This is a genomic window from Nocardia puris, assembly GCF_003315035.1.
Lineage (GTDB): Bacteria > Actinomycetota > Actinomycetes > Mycobacteriales > Mycobacteriaceae > Nocardia > Nocardia puris.
This window is the reverse complement of sequence record NZ_QNRE01000017.1, coordinates 1-18945: the sequence shown is the minus strand read 5'-3', so window position 1 is coordinate 18945 and position 18945 is coordinate 1. Positions and strand designations below refer to the sequence as shown.

At 69.8% G+C, this 18945-nt stretch carries 21 protein-coding genes, 1 tRNA gene and 1 pseudogene; 10 read left to right on the top strand and 13 right to left on the bottom strand.

All coding sequences use genetic code 11. The annotated features are described in order from the left end of the window. Nucleotides 1-2 precede the first annotated feature (2 nt). Nucleotides 3-710 carry a GntR family transcriptional regulator gene (locus DFR74_RS30130; RefSeq protein ID WP_067507702.1) on the bottom strand — a complete coding sequence of 236 codons (708 nt, stop codon included), beginning with the start codon at nucleotides 708-710 and terminating at the stop codon, nucleotides 3-5. 438 nt (nucleotides 711-1148) lie between these two features. On the opposite strand from DFR74_RS30130, the gene DFR74_RS36330 reads away from it, so the two are divergent. Continuing rightward, nucleotides 1149-1292, top strand: a complete 144-nt coding sequence (locus tag DFR74_RS36330) for a hypothetical protein (protein ID WP_157115821.1) — start codon at nucleotides 1149-1151, stop codon at nucleotides 1290-1292. Between the two features lie 658 nt (nucleotides 1293-1950). Here DFR74_RS36330 and DFR74_RS30125 read toward each other — a convergent pair. From DFR74_RS30125 to DFR74_RS30110, 3 genes are all read right to left on the bottom strand, one after another. Further along, nucleotides 1951-2024, bottom strand: a tRNA-Pro gene (locus tag DFR74_RS30125). Nucleotides 2025-2084: 60 nt separating this feature from the next. Continuing rightward, a complete protein-coding gene (locus tag DFR74_RS30120) occupies nucleotides 2085-2768 on the bottom strand; it encodes a hypothetical protein (protein ID WP_067507700.1) in 684 nt (227 codons plus the stop codon). Nucleotides 2769-3587: 819 nt separating this feature from the next. Further along, nucleotides 3588-4550, bottom strand: a complete 963-nt coding sequence (locus DFR74_RS30110; protein WP_067507695.1) for a metallophosphoesterase — start codon at nucleotides 4548-4550, stop codon at nucleotides 3588-3590. A 116-nt stretch (nucleotides 4551-4666) separates the two neighbouring features. On the opposite strand from DFR74_RS30110, the gene DFR74_RS30105 reads away from it, so the two are divergent. Beyond that, entirely contained in the window at nucleotides 4667-5131 is a 465-nt protein-coding gene (locus DFR74_RS30105) for a GatB/YqeY domain-containing protein (RefSeq protein WP_067508076.1), read from the top strand. 62 nt (nucleotides 5132-5193) lie between these two features. On the opposite strand, the gene DFR74_RS30100 is transcribed toward DFR74_RS30105, so the two are convergent. Further along, entirely contained in the window at nucleotides 5194-7557 is a 2364-nt protein-coding gene (locus DFR74_RS30100) for a penicillin-binding protein (RefSeq protein WP_067508074.1), read from the bottom strand. Between the two features lie 377 nt (nucleotides 7558-7934). On the opposite strand from DFR74_RS30100, the gene DFR74_RS30095 reads away from it, so the two are divergent. Continuing rightward, the gene (locus DFR74_RS30095) at nucleotides 7935-8258 is read left to right on the top strand and encodes a WhiB family transcriptional regulator (protein ID WP_067507692.1); all 324 of its coding nucleotides are present in this window, start codon (nucleotides 7935-7937) and stop codon (nucleotides 8256-8258) included. Nucleotides 8259-8359: 101 nt separating this feature from the next. Here DFR74_RS30095 and DFR74_RS30090 read toward each other — a convergent pair whose 3' ends face one another. Continuing rightward, complete coding sequence (locus DFR74_RS30090; RefSeq protein WP_067507689.1) at nucleotides 8360-9466, bottom strand: ArsA family ATPase; 1107 nt, start codon at nucleotides 9464-9466, stop codon at nucleotides 8360-8362. Further along, nucleotides 9463-10482 (bottom strand): ArsA-related P-loop ATPase, encoded by a 1020-nt coding sequence (locus DFR74_RS30085; RefSeq protein WP_067507686.1) that lies wholly within the window; start codon nucleotides 10480-10482, stop codon nucleotides 9463-9465. The genes DFR74_RS30090 and DFR74_RS30085 overlap by 4 nt, the downstream gene beginning before the upstream one ends. A 176-nt stretch (nucleotides 10483-10658) precedes the next feature. Here DFR74_RS30085 and DFR74_RS30080 point away from each other — a divergent pair, with 176 nt between their 5' ends. Genes DFR74_RS30080 through DFR74_RS30070 form a run of 3 tightly spaced genes read left to right on the top strand, consistent with a single transcriptional unit; the run spans nucleotide 10659 to nucleotide 12131 of the window. Continuing rightward, complete coding sequence (locus tag DFR74_RS30080; protein ID WP_085999251.1) at nucleotides 10659-10823, top strand: DUF4177 domain-containing protein; 165 nt, start codon at nucleotides 10659-10661, stop codon at nucleotides 10821-10823. Then, nucleotides 10823-11296 (top strand): RidA family protein, encoded by a 474-nt coding sequence (locus DFR74_RS30075; protein WP_067507683.1) that lies wholly within the window; start codon nucleotides 10823-10825, stop codon nucleotides 11294-11296. Before DFR74_RS30080 ends, DFR74_RS30075 begins: the two co-directional genes overlap by 1 nt. Nucleotides 11297-11339: 43 nt before the next feature. Then, nucleotides 11340-12131, top strand: coding sequence for an MBL fold metallo-hydrolase (locus DFR74_RS30070; RefSeq protein ID WP_067507680.1), 792 nt, complete (start codon nucleotides 11340-11342; stop codon nucleotides 12129-12131). A gap of 74 nt (nucleotides 12132-12205) precedes the next feature. Here DFR74_RS30070 and DFR74_RS30065 read toward each other — a convergent pair whose 3' ends face one another. Together DFR74_RS30065 and DFR74_RS30060 are read right to left on the bottom strand one after the other, a co-directional pair. Then, nucleotides 12206-12880, bottom strand: a complete 675-nt coding sequence (locus DFR74_RS30065; RefSeq protein WP_011206875.1) for a Crp/Fnr family transcriptional regulator — start codon at nucleotides 12878-12880, stop codon at nucleotides 12206-12208. A 155-nt stretch (nucleotides 12881-13035) separates the two neighbouring features. Beyond that, a complete protein-coding gene (locus DFR74_RS30060; RefSeq protein ID WP_084537496.1) occupies nucleotides 13036-13263 on the bottom strand; it encodes a hypothetical protein in 228 nt (75 codons plus the stop codon). A gap of 238 nt (nucleotides 13264-13501) precedes the next feature. On the opposite strand from DFR74_RS30060, the gene nth reads away from it, so the two are divergent. The 4 genes from nth (at nucleotide 13502) to DFR74_RS30040 (ending at nucleotide 16812) form a co-directional block, all read left to right on the top strand. Next, on the top strand, nucleotides 13502-14203 hold the full coding sequence (gene nth / locus DFR74_RS30055; protein WP_067508072.1) for an endonuclease III: 702 nt from the start codon (nucleotides 13502-13504) through the stop codon (nucleotides 14201-14203). Continuing rightward, nucleotides 14200-14823 (top strand): TlpA family protein disulfide reductase, encoded by a 624-nt coding sequence (locus DFR74_RS30050; RefSeq protein ID WP_113975360.1) that lies wholly within the window; start codon nucleotides 14200-14202, stop codon nucleotides 14821-14823. Before nth ends, DFR74_RS30050 begins: the two co-directional genes overlap by 4 nt. Nucleotides 14824-14905: 82 nt before the next feature. Continuing rightward, the gene (locus DFR74_RS30045; RefSeq protein ID WP_067507671.1) at nucleotides 14906-15622 is read left to right on the top strand and encodes an NUDIX hydrolase; all 717 of its coding nucleotides are present in this window, start codon (nucleotides 14906-14908) and stop codon (nucleotides 15620-15622) included. Beyond that, nucleotides 15619-16812, top strand: coding sequence for a MarP family serine protease (locus DFR74_RS30040; RefSeq protein WP_067507668.1), 1194 nt, complete (start codon nucleotides 15619-15621; stop codon nucleotides 16810-16812). The genes DFR74_RS30045 and DFR74_RS30040 overlap by 4 nt, the downstream gene beginning before the upstream one ends. A 114-nt stretch (nucleotides 16813-16926) precedes the next feature. Here DFR74_RS30040 and DFR74_RS30035 read toward each other — a convergent pair whose 3' ends face one another. The 4 genes and pseudogenes from DFR74_RS30035 to DFR74_RS30020 all read right to left on the bottom strand — a co-directional run. Further along, nucleotides 16927-17862, bottom strand: a complete 936-nt coding sequence (locus tag DFR74_RS30035) for an alpha/beta fold hydrolase (protein ID WP_067507665.1) — start codon at nucleotides 17860-17862, stop codon at nucleotides 16927-16929. Nucleotides 17863-17913: 51 nt separating this feature from the next. Then, the gene (locus DFR74_RS30030; protein WP_067507662.1) at nucleotides 17914-18414 is read right to left on the bottom strand and encodes a phage holin family protein; all 501 of its coding nucleotides are present in this window, start codon (nucleotides 18412-18414) and stop codon (nucleotides 17914-17916) included. 105 nt (nucleotides 18415-18519) lie between these two features. After that, nucleotides 18520-18664 (bottom strand): annotated as a pseudogene (nhaA, locus tag DFR74_RS30025) (Na+/H+ antiporter NhaA); the annotation flags it as partial. A gap of 89 nt (nucleotides 18665-18753) precedes the next feature. Next, on the bottom strand, nucleotides 18754-18945 hold a 192-nt coding region (locus DFR74_RS30020), incomplete at its 5' end, for an AMP-binding enzyme (protein WP_147265989.1).

The following is an 18945-nucleotide window of genomic DNA, read 5'->3' as shown; positions in this document are numbered from 1 at the left end:
CCTCAATCCGTCGCCAGCGACATCGCGGCGATGGCGCGGGTCACCCGTTCCAGCACCACGTCCAGCGATTCGCCGATGTGCTTGTGCAGCAGGCGATATGCCAGCTGAAGGTCGTCGGCCAGAACGGCGTCGAGAATGCCGAGATGTTCGGTGATGGTGGTCTCGATGCGGTTGTTGACCATGAAGTCGTACATGCGCACGTGGCGGATGCGGGAATTCACCGATTGCAGCGCGCGCACCAGTTCGGCGTTGCCCGCCGCGGTGAGCAGCGTGACGTGGAATTCCTCGTCGCGCACCACGAATCCCGGTTCCTGCGCGGGCGGGTCGGCCTGCAATTCCAGCCACGCCTTGCGCTCGGTCGCCAGCAATTCGTGATCGTGGTGGATATCGGGGTTGTCGATGGCGCGCTGGATACCGCCCAGCTCCAACGTGATTCGCAATTCGTACAGGTCGCGCACGAGCGGAATGCTGGGGCGGACGGGGCTGAAGCCGTATTCCTCGCGGCGGAGCAGGCCGTCGGAACACAGCACCGTCAGGGCCTCGCGGATGGGGGTCCGCGAAATCCCGAAGCGCGCCGAGAGTTTCGGCTCGGTGAGGCGTTCGCCGAACTTGATGTCGCCGTTCATCAACTCGTCGCGCAACGCCGTATACACCACGTCCCGCAACGGTCTACCCGCTGCATCGGCCAGTGTGGCCACCCGTGTCGACATGCCTGTATACGCTATGGACCTCGCGTTTCGGCCGTGTGCCCGTAAGTTAACAGCGAGTAAGCGTCTGCTCACCGCCGGTGCTCGGAGGCCGGGACGACGATTCGATCATCGCAGGCGCGTTCGAGTTCCGATACTCGAGTGCGGGGTGGGCCGACGGGTTGGCGCCCGGCGAGCGCTGTCGGTCCGGATTCGATGCGGTCGTGCCGCACCCCGTATTGCAGCCTGTGGAGTCCGAAAGTTCACCGATGGTTGTCCCGCCGTGCGAGGACAACGCAACACGGTGTGCGCCCGCTGGTCACATTGAAGGGTCATCCTGATGATCGGCCCCGGCGTCGGGACCACACCGTGCCCCTTCATCGGCACTCCGCCCGGTTGCGCCACCGGGCGGGCAGGCCCCACCTGACGCCGGGCGCCCTCCGTCACCACCGGGAGGATCCGATGAACCCACCCACCCTCATCGCCCTGCTGACCCTCGTCCTCGCGCTGGTATCGATCACCGCCGCCGCCATCTGGTGGCCCCACCCGAGCGCGCCCGCCGAGGAGGTGGAGGAGCCGATGCCGGCGGAACCGCCCAGCCGCTGACGGTCGTCGCCCTCTGTCGATTGCCTACTGCGACTGGTTCCGTTGACGGGGATGCCGTGTGCGGGATTCCGGTCCGGACAGTCGCCCGCTGCGGTTGGTTCCGTTGTCGAGGCTGCCGCGTGCGGGAATCCGGGACGGACAATCGGAGGATTCGGCCATCGATATCAAGCGTCCATTCGGGATGTTCCAGACAAGCCCACATGTGCGAGACGCGAAATTCGTTGTCGCGCAATAGGACGACGCGATTCGTTGTCGCAATGTGATCTCACCTCCTGCCGAGGGGCGGTGGACATTTGGTCCAGACACCGCGCCCAGGGAGGAGATGGTGGGGGATGGCGAAAACATCGCCGGAAAAGAGTGATGCCCCGGTCGATTACGGCTTCGTGCTCGTAATCGTTGCCGTAACCGCCGGGGCTCTCGCTCTGGTCCGCCGAGTGCGGGCTGGATAGCCCACCCGGTGTGTCGTCGTGGTGAGCGCGCCGACCGGCCGCATTCGACTCGGAACCGAGAGGCGCGACGGGGTGCGGCAGTTGGGGCCACCGCGCAGGCGGACTGGCCCCTGAGGGCTTCTGGCGAGCTGTGCACGGATTCCGGGCAAAGATTGAGGCCCTGACCCAAGTGGCAGGTCAGGGCCTCTATCGTGTCTCAACCACACGAGTCGGGGTGACAGGATTTGAACCTGCGACCTCTTCGTCCCGAACGAAGCGCGCTACCAAGCTGCGCCACACCCCGTGGCTTGAACCTGGAGTAGCTTACAACAGGTCGGGTCCAGACGTTAAACCGGCAGGTCAGTCAGCCTTCGTGGGGGCGGATGGTGCGGAAGATGCGCTTGGCGATCTCGGTGTCGACGGCGCCGGGGACGCCGGTGTCGGCGGCGATGACCAGGACGACGGTGCCGGTGTCGGCGGGGGCGGCGAAGGTGTAGATGGTGTACTCGGTGGCGCAACCGGGCTGGGAGGCGGGGATGGCGCCCTTGGACTCGACGAAGGTGCCGTTCTGGGCGCCGTCGAGGGAGGCGAGGGGCTGGGGTGCGCCGGTGGGTCCGCCGCCGGTGGAGTCGGCGTAGGCGGCGCGCGCCGTGCGGGTCGCGAGTTCCGTTGCGGCGCCGGAGGTGTCGGTGTTCTGCGAGCTGGTGACGAAGGCGACGGTGCGCGTGGAGCCGGGGCAGTAGTCCTTGCCCTCGAACGCATAGCCCTTGCCGCTCACGGCGTCGGGCGGGGTGCCGAAGCCGCCCGGGGTGCCGGGTTCGGCGACGGTCCAGCCGGCGGGCACGTCGTAGGCGGCGCCGTTGTCGGGCGCGACCACCACCTGGTACCCGGGCACCACCGGCGGCCCGGCCTGCACGGACGTGGAGCGCCGCGACAGCGACGCCTCCGACGCGGTGAGCGCGCTCACCATCGCGGGCGCGTCCTCCTCCCCGCCGCCGCTCACCACCACCGCGACCGCCCCACCGGCCACCACCACTCCGGCCGCCACCGCCCCGGCCCATGCCTTCCACCCCAGCGGGGTTCGTTCATGCTGGTGCGCTCCGGGGCCGGGAGGCGCCGGGAAACCCTGCGGCGCCGAGTACCGGGGAGAGGTGAAGTTCAGCTGGGCTGTGTGCGCGTCGAATGCCGGGGCGGACGTGTAGGCGGGCCGCTCGGTCTCCGGCGCCGACGGTGTCGGGTGCGCGGTCTGCCTCGGTGTCGTATGGGTTGTTGCGTACCCCGGGCGGTCCGGCTGCGGCGACGCCTCGGGGGACGGCGCCGGCTCGGTGCGCGTGCCTCTCGGGGATGAAATCTCTTGTACGGGAGCCACATGCGACTCGTCAGCCCCCGGAGCGGGTGCCGAGATCCGGGGAGCGCCGCCGAGGCCTTGGTGGAGGGGCGGCAGGGCGGTCGGAACCGTTGTGCCCATGGCGGATTGGGGAGGGGGAGTGATCCCCGGCAGGGTCAGGGGGATGTCGTTGGACGCGGACGGAACGTCGGGGGCGGGGAGCGCGGTGGCGACGTCTCCGGGGTGGTCCGGGTGTATCCCCGTGGGGATCGGCTCGGTCAACGGCTCGCCGGACCCTCTGCTCAACGTCGTCCCCTCCTCGACTGTCTCCAGTTTCGGCAAGCGACCATACCGGGCCTTGCAGATCGAGCTCAACTGCTACACCCGCCCCATGACCCGTCTCGCCCCGCGCGAAAGGTCAACCCGGGCAACGGTTCGAGACACTCGGGCGACGCAGATGCGCACGATCTGAAGGGTCGACGAAAGGAACGCTCAGCCGCCGGAGGACGGCCGAGCGTCAGTCAGCGAATCGGTACGCCCTCAGCGCGCGACGGTCTCCGACGTCGACACTCCACGATCACTGTCCGAGATCGGACGCTTCGGGGGAGCGGCGACGAGCGTGAGGAGGGTGGCTTCGGGGCGGCAGCAGAAGCGGTAGGGCGCCCAGGGCGACGTGCCCACGCCGGCGGACACGTGCAGCTGGGTGTGCGCGCCCCACTTCGACGGGCCCTTCACGCGCGACTTGTCGATACCGCAGTTGGTGACCAGCGCGCCGTAGCCCGGCAGCACCAGCTGACCGCCGTGCGTGTGCCCGGCCAGCACCAGGTCGTAGCCGTCGTCGGCGAACCGATCCAGCACGCGCGGTTCGGGCGAGTGGGTGAGGCCCAGGCGCAGGTCGGCCAGCGGGTTGGGCGCGCCGGCCACCGTGTCGTAGCGGTCGCGCTGCAGGTGCGGGTCGTCGACGCCGGCGGTGGCGATGCGGATGCCGCTCACCTCGAGGTCGCGGCGCACGTGGGTGAGATCGAGCCAGCCGCGTTCGGTGAACGCCGCGCGCAGGTCCTTCCACGGCAGCGGCGCGCCGTACACGCGGCGGTGGTCCTTCTTGAAGTACTTCAGCGGGTTCTTCGGCACCGGCGCGAAGTAGTCGTTGCTGCCGAACACGAAAAGTCCTGGGCGGGCGAGCAATCCGCCGAGCGACTGCACCACGGCGGGCACGGCCTTCTGGTGCGACAGGTTGTCGCCGGTGTTCACCACCAGATCCGGCTCCAGCCGGTCCAGTTCGCGCAACCACTGCTGCTTGAGCTTCTGGCCCGGCGTCATGTGCAGGTCGCTGATGTGCAGTACGCGTAGACTCGATGATCCCGGCGGCAACACCGGCATGGTCGCCTCGCGCAGCACGAACGCGTTGCGCTCGATCAGGGAGGCGTAACCGATTCCAGCTACCGCGGCACCGGTGGCTCCCAGTGCGGTTCTGCGGACGGCGGACGTCGAGATCACGGGCATTTGCCCAGCATAGGTGAGCCCGCCGCGGATCGCCGAGTGTGTTTCCGCACAAGCTCGGCGCGGCCACCGGCGAAATGTGGTGGGCCGGTTCCCCGGGAGCGGCTACCGTGTGGCACATGTCGGAACTCAAACAGCGGCTGCGGACGGACATGACCGCCGCGATGAAGGCCAAGGACACGCTGCGCCTGTCGACCCTGCGCATGCTGCTGGCCGCGATCCAGAACGCCGAGGTCGCGGGCACGCAGGCGCGCGAACTCTCCGACGCCGAGGTGATCGCCGTCCTGCAGAAGGAGGCGAAGAAGCGCAACGAGTCGGCCGAGGTCTACACCCAGGCCGGTCGCGGTGAACTCGCCGCGAACGAGCACGCCGAGGCCAGGATCATCGACGAGTACCTGCCGACCCAGCTCACCGAGGCCGAGATCGCCGATCTCGCCGACACCGCCATCGCCCAGGTCGCCGAGGAGATCGGCGAGCGGCCCGGCATGCGCCAGATGGGCCAGGTCATGAAGGCCGCCACCGCGCTCGCCGCGGGCAAGGCCGACGGGTCGCGCATCTCCGCGGCCGTGAAGGCCCGGCTCTAGCCGGATCCGCGAACGCGAACGGCCGACCGGAGTTTCCGGTCGGCCGTTCGTCGTTCACTGGACTATCGGGGCCACCACGGTGGGAGTGGGAAGCCGGGCGGCAGCGCCGGTGGTGGCGGCAGGTTCGGCACCGCGGGCGGTGGCGCCGGAGCCGGCGCGACGCGTTGCGTGCCGTCGCTGACGTAGATCGTGATGACCGAGCCCGGGATCGCCGAACCGTTCGGCGAGGTGCTCATCACGCTGCCCTTGGGCGGCGGCCCGGTGCCGGTGACCGCCGAGACCTGGAAGCCCGCGGTGGTCAGCGCGGCGGTCGCGTCGGCCTGCGACATGCCCGCCACGTCGGGGACCTGCGCGTTATTGGCGCCGCGCACGTATTTGTCGTCCAGCGGTGGCAGCGCGGCGGGCGGGAACCGGTCCACGATCGGTTTGATCGCGTTGAACCAGGTCCGCGCGGGTTCGTTACCGCCGAACAGGTTGCCGCTGCCGCAGCTGCGCAGCGGGAACGAGCAGATCTCACCGGGGGTGGGGCTGTCGCCGTACACGTAGACCGCGGCGGCCAGCGAGTTGGTGAAGCCGAGGAAGGCCGAGGAGCGGTGGCTCTCGGTGGTTCCCGTCTTGCCCGCCATCGGCAGGTTCCAGCCCACCGACTGGGCGGCCGCAGCGGCGGTGCCCGCGGTGTCGTCCTTGCTCAGCGCGTTGGCGAGGGTGTTGGCCAAGCCGGGCTCCACGACCTGCTCGCACGCCTGCTGGGTGAGCGGCACCGGCTTGCCGTAGCGGTCGACGACCTCCTTGATCGGCGACGGCGGGCACCACTTGCCGCCGGAGGCCAGCGTCGCGGCCACGTTGGACAGTTCCAGCGCGTTGATCGCGACCGGGCCCAGCGTGAACGAGCCGAGGTTCTGGCTCTTGATCATGTCGGCCAGGCTCTGGTTGCTGATCCCGGAGCTGCCCGGCTCGGTGAACGAGCGCATGCCCAGGCGCACCGCCATATCGACGGTCGGTCCCACGCCGACGGCCTGGATCATCTTCACGAACGTGGTGTTCGGCGAGGTGGCCAGTGCCTCGGTGACCGACATGGGCGACTTGTAGGCGCCCGCGTTCTCCACGCAGTAGGTGGCGGGCGGGCAGCCGCGCGCGCCGCCGTCACCGAGGCCGCGGGCCTCGAAGCGGCCGGGCACGTCGAGCTGGGAGTTGATGCCCATGCCCTTCTCCATGGCCGCGGCGGTGGTGAAGACCTTGAAGACCGATCCCGCGCCATTGCCGACCATGGAGTACGGCTGCGGCAGCAGCGTCTCGTTGGCGTCGCGGTCCAGGCCGTAGGTGCGGCTGCTGGCCATGGCCAGCAGCGGATGCGAGTCCTGGCCGGGTGCGATCACCGACATGACCTCGGCGACGTGCGGGAGGTTCGGGTCGGCGTGCTGCACGACCGCGCGCTTCACCGAATCCTGCACGGCCGGGTCCAGGGTGGTACGGATCAGGTAGCCGCCCTTGTCGATCTGCTCGCGGCTGATGCCGGCGTTGGCCAGGTACTGCAGCGCGTAGTCGCAGAAGAAGCCGCGGTCGTTGGCGGCGATGCAGCCGCGCGGCAGGCCCTTGGGCTCGGGGAGCACGCCGAGTGGCTCCTCCTTGGCCGCGCGGAATTCGGCGGCGCGGGCCGGGATGTTCTGGATCATCGTGTCCAGCACGGTGTTGCGGCGCTCTCGCACGCCCTGCTCGTTGGTGTACGGGTTCAGCTTGGAGCTGGACTGCACCATGCCCGCGAGCATCGCCGACTGCGCGACGTTCAGCTGCGAGGCGTCGATGCCGAAGTAGGTCTGCGCGGCGTCCTGGATGCCGTAGGAGGAGTTGCCGAACGGCACCAGGTTCAGATACCGGGTGAGGATCTCGTCCTTGCTGAGTTCCTTGTCCAGGGTGAGCGCCATCCGGATCTCGCGGATCTTGCGGGCCGGGGTGGTCTCGATGGCGGCGCGGCGTTCGGCGTCGGTCTTGGCCAGCACCAGCAGCTGGTAGTTCTTCACGTACTGCTGGTCGAGGGTGGAGGCGCCCTGCTGGACCTCACCGCTGGTGGTGTTGGTGAGGAACGCGCGCACGGTGCCCTGCCAGTCCACGCCCTGGTGTTCGGCGAAGCGGCGGTCCTCGATGGAGATGATGGCCAGCTTCATGTCGTTGGAGATCTTCTCGCTGGGCACCTCGAAGCGCCGCTGCTCGTAGAGCCAGGCGATGGGCGTGCCGTCCGCGTCGACCATCGTCGACACGGCGGGGACGATGCCCTCGACCAGTTCGGCGGCGACGTTGTCGACCGCGTCGGCGGCGCGGTTCGAGACGAATCCGAATCCGCCCGCCAAAGGGAACAGCAGCCCGGCGACGAGCACGGCGGCCAGCGCGCAGCTGCCCGCCAGCTTCGCGAGCGTATGTGTGATCGGCACGTTCGGCACGTTCCCCAGACTACGGGGTGGCTCCGCGACGCTCTCGGGTGTGTTTGGCGGACCGCCGCGACCGGCGCTCCTCGCGGCGCGCAGGGCGTGTCGCACCGGCGTGTACGGCGTGTCGCACGCGGGCGAGTCGCAAAGAGAGCCGACCGACCGGTTCGCTATCCGAATAGGAGGGACGGTCGTACCAAAAATTCTCGAGACGGTCTTGCGCTGAAGCCCAACCTTTACCTAGATTGAGAACCCAGTGTGATGGAGCTAACACTCAAAGTGGAATGTGGTTCAGTTCGCAGCGGGGTTCGGGTTGCTGTGAGCTGGCACGCGATTCTGGAGCGCCGTTGACCCGGTGTTCGGACTGCAAAGGGGCACACCAAATGCATACGACAACCCCCATCGCTCGATTGGACGTGGAGCAGGCCGAAGCGCGAATCGCCTGGGTATCCCAGGCCCGATGCAAGGAAGTGGATCCCGATCAGCTGTTCGTCCGCGGCGCGGCGCAGCGCAAAGCGGCGACGATCTGCAGGCACTGCCCGGTCCTGATGCAGTGCGGGGCCGACGCTCTCGACAACCGGGTGGAGTTCGGTGTGTGGGGCGGCATGACGGAGCGGCAGCGGCGGGCGCTGCTCAAGCAGCATCCCGAGGTGACCTCGTGGGCCGACTTCTTCCAGGCCCAGCGCCAGCACCAAGTGGCGATGTAACCCCTCGCGAAACGAGACCGAGCCCGCAGATCTGCGGGCTCGGTCTCGTTGGGGCCTATAGCAATTCCGATTCAATACCGAACGTTACGGTCCGGTGCGGCTCACGCGGACGCGGCGGTGAGCTGATCGCCCACGGCGCGCAGCGCCTCCAGATCCGCGACCTCGAACGGCAGCGCGGTCACCGCCGCGATCGGCACCCGGGGGTGGGCGCCCGTGAAGCGGTGCAGCAAATGCTGTTCGCGCCGGGAGGTGGCCACCCGCTCGGCGTGGATGCGCAGCACCGCGCTGGTGAGCGGATCGGATTCGGCCAGCTGATCGGCCGCGGTGAGCGCGTGGTCCGGGGAGAGCGCACTCAGCGCCGGATGCGTGCGGTTGAGGACCAGCCCGGCCAGCGGCATGCGCTCGGTGGAGAGGCGGTCCACGAAGAACGACGCCTCGCGCAGCGCGTCCGGTTCGGGGGCGGCCACCACGAGGAAGTGGGTGCCCGGCTTGGAGAGCATCGCGTAGGTGCGGTCGGCCCGGTCCTGGAAACCGCCGAACAGCGATTCCAGCGACTGCAGGAACAGCGACGCGTCCTTGAGCATCTGGCCGCCGACGATCGTCGACACGCCGCGCATGGCCAGGCTCATCGCACCCGTCACGAACCGCCCGACACCGCGGCCCGGCGCCATGATCAGCCGGATCATCTTGCCGTTGAGGAACGTGCCCAGTCGCTTGGGCGCGTCCAGGAAGTCCAGCGCGTTGCGCGAGGGCGGGGTGTCCACGACGATCAGGTCCCATTCGCGCCGGGAGGCGAGCTGGCCCAGCTTCTCCATCGCCATGTATTCCTGCGTGCCGCCGAACGACGAGGCCACCGTCTGGTAGATCGGGTTGGCGAAGATCTGCTCGGCCTTCTCGGGGGTGGTGTGCTCGAGCACCATGTCGTCGAAGGTGCGGCGCATGTTGAGCATCATCGCGTGCAGTTCGCCCTTGGCCTCCGGCCCGAGCTCCACCCGCTGGGGGGCGTTGTCCAGGTCGGCCACGCCGAGTGACTGGGCCAGCCGGCGCGCCGGGTCGATGGTGAGCACCACGACCTTGCGGCCCACCTCGGCGGCGCGCAGCGCGATGGCCGCGGCCGTGGTGGTCTTGCCGACACCGCCGGAGCCGCAGCACACCACCACGCGGGCGGTGGGATCGGCGATGATCCCGTTGATGTCCAGCGCGGTCATCGCACCCCCTGCGCGTTCAGGTGTTCGGCTAGTTCGTACAGGCCGCCCAGGTCCATGCCGTCGGGCAGGGCGGGCAGGTACAGCTGGGACACGTCGACCTTGTTCAGTTCGGCGGCGCTCGCGTCCTGGGCCGCCAACCTGGCCGAATGCTCGACGGTTTCGGTGATCAGGCCGTCGAAGTCCTCCCGGGACAAGGTGATTCCCGCCTTCTCCAGGCCCGCGCGCACGCCGTCGCGATCGACCTCGCCCAGCGCCGCCCGGTTGCGGACGTCGGCGGGCAGGAATCCCTCGCCGGCCCGGTTCACGATGACGGTGCCGATGCGCAGATCGCCCGCGGTGAGTTCGGCGACGGCGTCGGCGGTCTCCTGCACCGGCAGCGCCTCCAGCAGCGTGACCAGGTGGATCATCGTCTCGTCGGAGTGCAGCAGCCGGGAGACGCCCTCGGCCTGCGCGGCGATCGGCCCGCCCTTGGCGATTTCGGCCATGGCGGTGGTGACGTCGAGGAAGCTCGCGATGCGCCCGGTGGGCGGGGCGTCTACGACGATCTCGTCGTAGACCCGCTTGCCCGCCTTGTCGACGCGGACCGCACACTCCTTGATCTTGCCGGTGAGAATCACGTCACGCAGGCCGGGCGCGATGGTGGTGACGAACTCGATCGCGCCCATCCGGCGCATCGCCCGTCCGGCGAAGCCCAGGTTGTAGAACATGTCGAGGTATTCGAGAAAGGCGTGCTCGATGTCGAGCGCCAGCGCGACCACCTCGCCGCCGCCGTCGGCTGTGGCGATGCGGGTCTCGGTGGGCGGCAGCGGCGGCAGGTCGAAGAGCTGGGCGATCGATTGCCTGCTCTCCACCTCGACCAACAACACCCGCCTGCCCCCGGCGGCCAGCGCCAGTGCGAGCGCGCCGGCGACGGTGGACTTCCCGGTTCCCCCCTTGCCCGAAACATAGTGCAAGCGGGCCTTTTCCGCGCGCTTCGGCCAACCCGTTTCCAGCCCCGGCTCCGCCGAAATGGGCACTGCTGTTGGTACTCCCACGCTCGCGAGCCTATCGCCCACTCCCCGATCACGTGCCGGGGATCCGGTTTGCGGGCCGATTCCGGATGCTCCTGTACCAGACAGCGGCGCCGGAACGGGGCGCGGAAAAGCGCCACCCGGGAGGCGGAGCGCACCGTTCGCCCGGCAGGATGCACACCATGAGTGATGTGACCCTGTGGGAGTACGCGACCGTTCCGCTGCTGACGCACGCCACCAAGCAGATCCTGGACCAGTGGGGCGCTGACGGCTGGGAGCTGGTGACGGTGCTGCCCGGCCCGACCGGCGAGCAGCACGTGGCCTACCTGAAGCGCCCGAGGCAGTAGTGGCAGCCGAGGCGGCCACCCCGTGGCGGAAGAACCTGGAGCGGCTCGGCCTGTCCGTGCCCGCGGTGGCCGCGCCGGTCGCCGCGTACATCCCGGCGGTGCGCACGGGCTCGCTCGTGTACACCTCGGGTCAGCTGCCGTTCGTCGACGGTGAGTTGTCGGCGGTCGGCAAGGTCGGCGCGGACGTGACGCTGGAGGCCGCGGCCGAGGCGGCCCGGCTGTGTGCGCTCAACGCGCTGGCGGCCGTGCATGATCTGGTCGGGCTCGATGAGGTGGTGCGGATCGTCAAGGTGGTCGGATTCGTGGCGTCCGCGCCCGGTTTCGCCGATCAGCCGCTGGTGATCAACGGCGCGTCGGAGTTCCTCGGCGAGGTGTTCGGCGAGGCGGGCGCGCACGCGCGTTCGGCCGTCGGCGTGTCCGAGTTGCCCAAGAACACCCCCGTCGAGGTCGAACTCATCGCCGAAGTGCGTTAGACAGGGTGTCGGACACCGATTCTCTAGCGATGTAGGTACCGCGATGACGCTGACCCATCCCGCGTACGGGCACGTGCGCCAGGTGACGCCCACGGCGGCCGTGCTGCTGGCGGACAATCCGGGCAAGATGACCCTGGACGGCACCAACACCTGGTTGCTGCGCGCGCGGGACTGTCCGGACTACGTGGTGGTGGACCCGGGGCCCAAGGATCACAAGCACGTCGAGGCGATCGCGCGGGCCACAGACGGGCGCATCGCGATGACCTTGATCACGCATCGCCACCACGACCACACCGGGGCCCTCGACCGGCTGGTGAAGCTGACCGGCGCCCCGGTGCGGGCGGTGGACCCGTCCTACCTGCACGGCTCGGGCGAGCCGCTGGCCGACGGCGAGGTCGTCTCGGCGGCCGGGCTCGACATCGGCGTGCTCGCGACCCCCGGCCACACCGGTGATTCGGTGAGTTTCGTGCTGGCCGACGCGGTACTCACCGGCGACACCATCCTCGGCAGCGGCACCACCGTGCTGGACTCCACCGACGGCACCCTCGCCGACTACCTCGGCTCGCTGGACCGGTTGGTCGAGGCGGGCACGGGCAAGGCGCTGCTGCCCGCGCACGGCCCCGACCATCCCGACCTGGAGCCGGTGGCGCGGTACTACATACGGCATCGACACGAGCGGCTCGACCAGGTGCGCGCCGCGCTGCGGGAGCTGGGCGAGAACGCGGGGGCGATGTCGGTGGTGCGCAAGGTGTACGCCGACGTCGACAAGCGCCTGTGGCCCGCCGCGCACAGTTCGGTGAAGGCGCAGCTGGACTACCTGCGCAGCGAAGGCTGAGCACACGACGGCCCGCCGCGACCAGTGGAGCGCTGGTCGCGGCGGGCCGTTCTCGTCTTCGGGTGCGGCCCGCGTCAGCGGGCGCGGCGGGCGAGGCGCTCGGAATCGGAGATGAGCACGCTCTTGCCCTCGAGCCGCAGCCAGCCGCGGTGCGCGAAGTCGGCCAGGGCCTTGTTCACGGTCTCGCGGGAGGCGCCGACGAGCTGGGCGATCTCCTCCTGGGTCAGGTCGTGGGTGACCCGCAGGGCGCCCGCCTCCTGGGTGCCGAAGCGCTGCGCGAGCTGCAGCAGCGCCTTGGCCACGCGACCGGGCACGTCGGTGAAGATCAGGTCGGCAAGGTTGTTGTTGGTGCGGCGCAGGCGGCGGGCCAGTACGCGCAGCAACTGCTCGGCGATCTCCGGACGCTGGTCGATCCAGGACTTGAGCGCGTCCCGGTCCATCGTCACGGCGCGGACCTCGGTGACCGTGGTGGCGGTCGAGGTGCGCGGGCCCGGGTCGAAGATCGACAGCTCGCCGAACATGTCCGAGGGGCCCATGATCGTGAGCAGGTTCTCCCTGCCGTCGGGGGAACGGCGGCCGATCTTCACCTTGCCCGAGGTGATGATGTAGAGCCGATCGCCCGGTTCACCCTCGTTGAAGATGACATGGCCGCGCGGAAAGTCCACGGGCTGAAGTTGTTTGGCGAGTGCCGCGACCGCGGTGGGCTCAACGCCTTGGAAGATGCCTGCTCTGGCGAGGGCCTCGTCCACGAATGTGCTCCTTATGGGAAATGGCTCTGGGCTGGACCGAAGCGCTTCGGCCAACAGCGCAGTCTACGCGGCAATCCGCCGGCGTAGTGACAGACACCACGTAACGAGTGGATTGCGCGGTGTCGCGCTATCGGGGAATCGGGCGAATCCGCCGCTCAGCTCGCGCGTGCGACGTCGAGGTCGTCGGTGCGGCTGCGGCGCCTGCGCATCTTGGCGACGGCGGCCGGCAGTCCGGCCTTGGTCAACTCCTTGACCTCGGCGTTGCTGGCCCTGTCCAGGTACTGCTGAACCTCGGGATCGGGTTCGAGAATTTTGCGGAGCCGATTCTCGACCCGCTCCATCAGCAGTGCGAACAGCATCAACACCACTGGGAAGAGCACCACAGCGAGTCCTTGCATAACCAGGAGTAAACACGCTGAAGGTCTCAGATGGAACACGGCAACCGATCTGAACGGGCGACTTGTCGCCCCGGTTCCGTATGGTGGACGCGTGCCAGCCACCCCCTCGACAGCCGTCGCGGGCTCCCCGCGCGCCGCCGTCGGGGCGACCGCCGCGCAACCCGCCACGCCCGCGCCCCGCAAGCGGAGAAGCCGCGCGCGACAGGCGGAAACGCGCCTCGGCCTGGTGCGCCGCGCGCGCCGCATGTACCGCACCCTCTCGGCCGAGTTCCCCGACGCGCACTGTGAGCTGGATTTCACCGATCCGCTCGAATTGGCGGTCGCGACAATCCTTTCCGCCCAGTGCACCGACGAGCGCGTGAATCTCACCACTCCCGCGCTGTTCGCGAAGTACCGCACGGCGCGCGACTACGCCGAGGCCAATCGCGCGGAGCTGGAGGAATACATCCGGCCGACCGGCTTCTTCCGGAACAAGACCAGCTCGCTCATCGGGCTCGGCCAGGCACTGGTCGAACGCCACGATGGTGAGTTACCTCACACTCTCGACGAATTGGTGAAACTGCCCGGCATCGGGCGCAAGACCGCCAACGTCATCCTCGGCAACGCGTTCGACGTGCCGGGCATCACCGTCGACACCCATTTCGGCCGCCTGGTGCGCCGCTGGGGGTGGACCGAGGAGGAGGACCCGGTCAAGGTCGAGCACGCGATCGGCGCGCTGATCGAGCGCAAGGACTGGACCATGCTGTCGCACCGGGTGATCTTCCACGGGCGGCGGATCTGTCACGCGCGCAAACCCGCCTGCGGCGCCTGCCCGCTCGCCGACGACTGCCCGTCCTTCGGCGCGGGCCCCACCGAACCGGAACTCGCCGCCAAATTGGTGAAGGGGCCGGAGCGCGAGCATCTGCTCGGGATGGTCGGGCTGTGACACGAGGGCTGCGCTGGGGGCTGGTCGGGTTGATCGTCGTCGTCGCTGCCGCGGTCGCGCTGTGGCCGCGTGGCGGTGACGAACCCGCCACTCCGGAGCGACCCGCGGCCACCGCCGCTCCCGTCGCCGCGCAGCAGCGCGCCGAGGCCGCGCTCGCGCCGTGCCCGAGCGCCGTGCCCGGCGCGGTCGGCTCCGGTCCGCTGGCCGGGATCACGCTCGGCTGCCTCGCCGACGGCTCCTCCGTCGACCTGGCCGCCGCGCTCGCGGGCCGCCCCGCCCTGCTGAACCTGTGGGCGTACTGGTGCGGGCCGTGCGCCGAGGAACTGCCGATGCTGCGCGAATACGCCGAGCGCGCGGGCGATTCCGTCACCGTGCTCACCGTCCACAGCGATCCCGACGAGGCGAAGGCCCTGGCCCGGCTGAGCGGCTTGGACGTGCGCCTGCCCGGCGTGCTGGACGCGGACACCCGCGTGCGCAACGCCGTCGAAGCGCCCGCGGTGCTGCCGATTTCGGTGCTGATTCGCGCGGATGGTTCCCTCGCGCAGGTTGTTGTGCGTACGTTTACCGGGGTCGACGACATCGCCGACACGGTGGCGGCGGCCCTCGGAGTCCGGGCGTGATGGCGCGCCGGACGGATCGTTCTGCTGTGGAGGTGGTGGTGGGCTCGAGCTCCGGGGGCGGCGCGGCCGCGGAGGGCGCGGCATGATCGCGCTTCCGCCCGGTACGCCGCCGTGGCTGCGCCGGGCCGTCGAATCCGGTGGCGCCGACACGAGCGACACGCTGACGATGGCCCGCGCCCTGCGCCGCGCCATGACCGTGGGCAAGGAGCCGCGTCAGGCGGCGGTGCTGGTGCTGTTCAGCGGTGCGCCCGAGGATGATCCGGCCGCGCCCGGCGGAGTGCCGCACGACGCCGACGTCCTGCTCACCCAGCGCGCCTCCACCATGCGCCAGCACAGCGGCCAGGTCGCGTTCCCCGGCGGCGCCGTCGATCCCGGTGACGACGGCCCGATCGATACGGCGTTGCGCGAGGCGTGCGAGGAGACGGGTCTGATCCCCGAGCACGTGGAACCGCTGGCGGTGCTGCCCAAACTGTTCGTCCCGCCATCGGGTTTCGACGTCACACCGGTGCTGGCCTACTGGCGCACGCCCGGTGAGGTGCGGGTGGTCGACCAGGGCGAGACCGAACGCGTTGTGCGCGTGCCCCTCTCGGAGATGCTGGACCCGGCCAATCGGTTCCTGGTGCGCGGGCGGTTCGGGTACCAGAGCCCCGCGTTCGCGGTGGACGGGATGCTGGTGTGGGGGCTCACCGGCGGGATTCTGGCGGGGATATTCAAGGCCGCGGGCTGGGAGCTCGACTGGGACCGCGACGATGTGCGTGATCTGGAGGAGGCGCTGGCGGCGGTGGGGATGACCTTATGAGTTCGTCTGCTTGGCTCGACATCATCGTGGTGCTGCTCGCGCTCGCCGCCGCGGCGTCCGGGTGGCGGCAGGGGGCCGTCGCCTCGGCGCTGGCCTTCCTCGGCGTGGTGCTCGGCGCCGTCGCGGGCATCCTGATCGCGCCGCACATCCTGGTCCACGTGGACGAGGGCCGCACCAGGGTGCTCACCGGTGTGCTGCTGATCGTGCTGCTGGTGATCGTCGGCGAAGTCGCGGGCATGGTGCTCGGCCGCGCCGCGCGCAGCGGGATGCGCCACCCGTTCACCCGCAGCGTGGACAGCGTGGTGGGCGCGGTGCTGCAGGCCGTCGCGGTGCTGGTCACCGCGTGGCTGCTGGCGCTGCCGCTGGCCACCTCGTCGCAGCCGTCGATCGCGACGGCGATCAACGGGTCGCGCGTACTGGCCGACGTCAACGAGGTCGCGCCCAACTGGCTGCGCAAGGTTCCCAACGAATTCTCCAAGCTGCTCAACACCTCCGGCCTGCCGGACGTGATCGGGCCGTTCGGCCGCGCGCCGATCGCGGCGGTGGAGCCGCCCGATCCGAGCGTGCTGTCCAGTCCCGTGGCGGCGTCGCTGCAGCAGAGCGTGCTGCGCATCCGCGGTGTCGCGCCGAGTTGCCAACGCGCGCTGGAGGGTTCCGGTTTCGTCATCGCGCCGGAGCGGGTGATGACCAACGCGCACGTCGTGGCGGGCACCACCAGCGTGTCGGTGGACACGCCGCGCGGTCCGCTGGAGGCCTCGGTCGTGCTGTTCGATCCGTCGAAGGACATCGCGGTGCTCGCGGTGCCCGGCCTGGTCTCGCCGGTGGTCCCGCAGGCCCCCGCGCCGGCCCGCTCGGGTGACAGCGCCATCGTGCTCGGCTACCCCGGCGGCGGCCCCTACACGGCCAGCGCGGCCCGCGTCCGCGAGACCCTCGACCTGACCGGCCCCACCATCTACCGCAACGGCACGGTCGAGCGCGAGGTCTACACCGTGCGCGGCCTGGTCCGCGCGGGCAACTCGGGCGGCCCGCTGGTCGACACCGAGGGCCAGGTCCTCGGCGTGGTCTTCGGCGCCGCCGTCACCGACGACGACACCGGCTACGTCCTGACCCTGGACGAGGTCCGCACCGAACTCGACTCCGCCCCGGTGGTGTCGGCCCCGGTGGACACGGGAGCCTGCGTCCTGAGCTGAGCGGGCACTACCGGGCTAACCCCAACGCTCGACCAGAACGCCCCATCCGCACCCTCCCAACCACCTCGGGGGGAGCCCGACGACCGAACACGCGCGCCCCGGCGCGCCGACAACTCAGCCCAGGAACTTCGCCAGTTCCGCCACTACCGCGTCCGGATTCTCCTGGTGCGCGAAGTGCCCGGCGTCGGGGATCGTCACCAGCTTGCGGCGTGGCGCCCACCGGTGTCCGCGGTGCAGCGTCGCGCTCAGCAGGTAGTCGTCGTGTTCGCCGCGCATGGCGAGGACGGGGATGCGGATCGGGGAGCGCACGGTCGCCATGAAGCGGCGGCCGTCGGGGCGCCATTGGCTGCGGAAGGCCCAGCGCTGGTACTCCAGCGCGCAGTGGGCGGCGCCGGGGATGCGGATGGCGGTGCGCATCCGGCGCGCGGTGTCGGTGAATTCGTCGGTGCCGGACCATTTTCCGGTCACCCGGCGGCGCAGCAGCCGTTCCACCTCCGCCCCGTCGGCGGTGGTGAGCCGGTGCTCGGGGTAGCGGGGGAGCTGGTAGCGCAGGAAGTCGGGCAGCCAAGCCCGGCGCTGGCGGCGGTCGCGCAGCACGGCGCTCTTCAGCGCGGCCGGGTGCGGGGAACCCACCAGCGCGATGGAGCCGACCAGGCGCGGGTGCAGGATCGCGGTCGCCCAGCAGACCAGCCCGCCCTCGGCATGCCCGACCAGCGCGGCCTCGGTGTGGCCGAGCGCGCGGATGAGCCCGGCGATATCGCCGGCGAGGGTCCAGCCGTCGTAGCCGCGCGGGGGTTTATCGCTGTCGCCGTAGCCGCGCAGGTCCACGGCGACGGCGCGGTAGCCGAGGTCGGACAGCGCGGTGAGCTGGTGGCGCCACGTCCACCAGAAGTCGGCGAACCCGTGCAGCAGCACGACGAGCCGGGCGTCCGCGCGCTCGGGTTCGGCCTCCACCACGTGGAATCGAATGCCGTTGGCGCGCACGTCCCGATGGATCCAGGGGCCGTCGTAGCGGACGGTGGAAGGATCAGGAAGCAGGTTCACCGACACGCCGATCGAGCGTACTGGGCGGATGCGCGGTCATGTCGGCGACCCGCGCCGTCAGTGCTCGCGCTTGGTGAGCGCGGGCGTGTCGGGCGCGCCACCCAGCCCGGCGGGCAGCACCGAGCCGGCCTGCTTGAGCGAGTTGATCGTCTTCTCGGGGGCGCGCAGCTTCTTCACCTTGCGGTAGCCGAGGAAGCCGAACAGCGCGGCGATCAGCACCATCAGCGCGAACACGATGCCCGAGGCGGCCGAACGCGGCAGCCAGATGTCGAGCAGATCGGCGAGGAAGAAGAAAAAGAAGAAGCTGCTGAACAGCAGGACGGTCAGCGCGACGATGAAGAAGACGCTGCCCTGCACGCCCTTCTTGATCTCGCCCGTGACCTCGGCCTTGGCCAACTCCACTTCGGCGCGCACCAGCGTCGACATCTGTTCGGTCGCGTCGCGCACGAGCGAGCCGAAGCTCGCGGAACCGATGGGGTTGGCGTCGGTCAGCGGAATCGAGGTGACCGTGCGACCGTCGCGCGCGTCGTTCCCGTTACCGCCCTGGGTGAAACTCACTTGGTCGACCCTTCTCCCTGTCCCGGCACTGCTGGCTCCGTTCTGTGCGCGGCGGCACCCGCCACGGTCACGCAGGCTACCGTGTGGGCGCGCGGCCGCGCCGGTTCATTCCTCTGGTTGTAGCGCACGGGCGGTCCGCCGCGCCCGGTGGACACGCCCACGCCGCAACAGTAGCGCCGAACCGGCCAGGGACGCGGACATGGAGGTCACCAACACCGCCGCTTTTGGCCAATTCGGCCGCCGATCCGTCGCGGGCCGGACTTCCCGGCACTCTTGTGCGATCTCAACCGGCGGGGCCGGTGACCCCGAAAGATCACCGGCCTCGTCGTGCGGATGCGGTCAGGCGTTCTCGGCGCGGATATTCTCGAAGACTGTGGGGTCGACGAGGGTGGAGGTGTCGCCGAGGGGGCGTCCTTCGGCGGTGTCGCGCAGGAGTCGGCGCATGATTTTGCCGGAGCGGGTTTTGGGGAGTTCGGGGACGATGTGGATGGTTTTGGGTTTGGCGATGGGGCTGATGGTGTGGGCGACGTG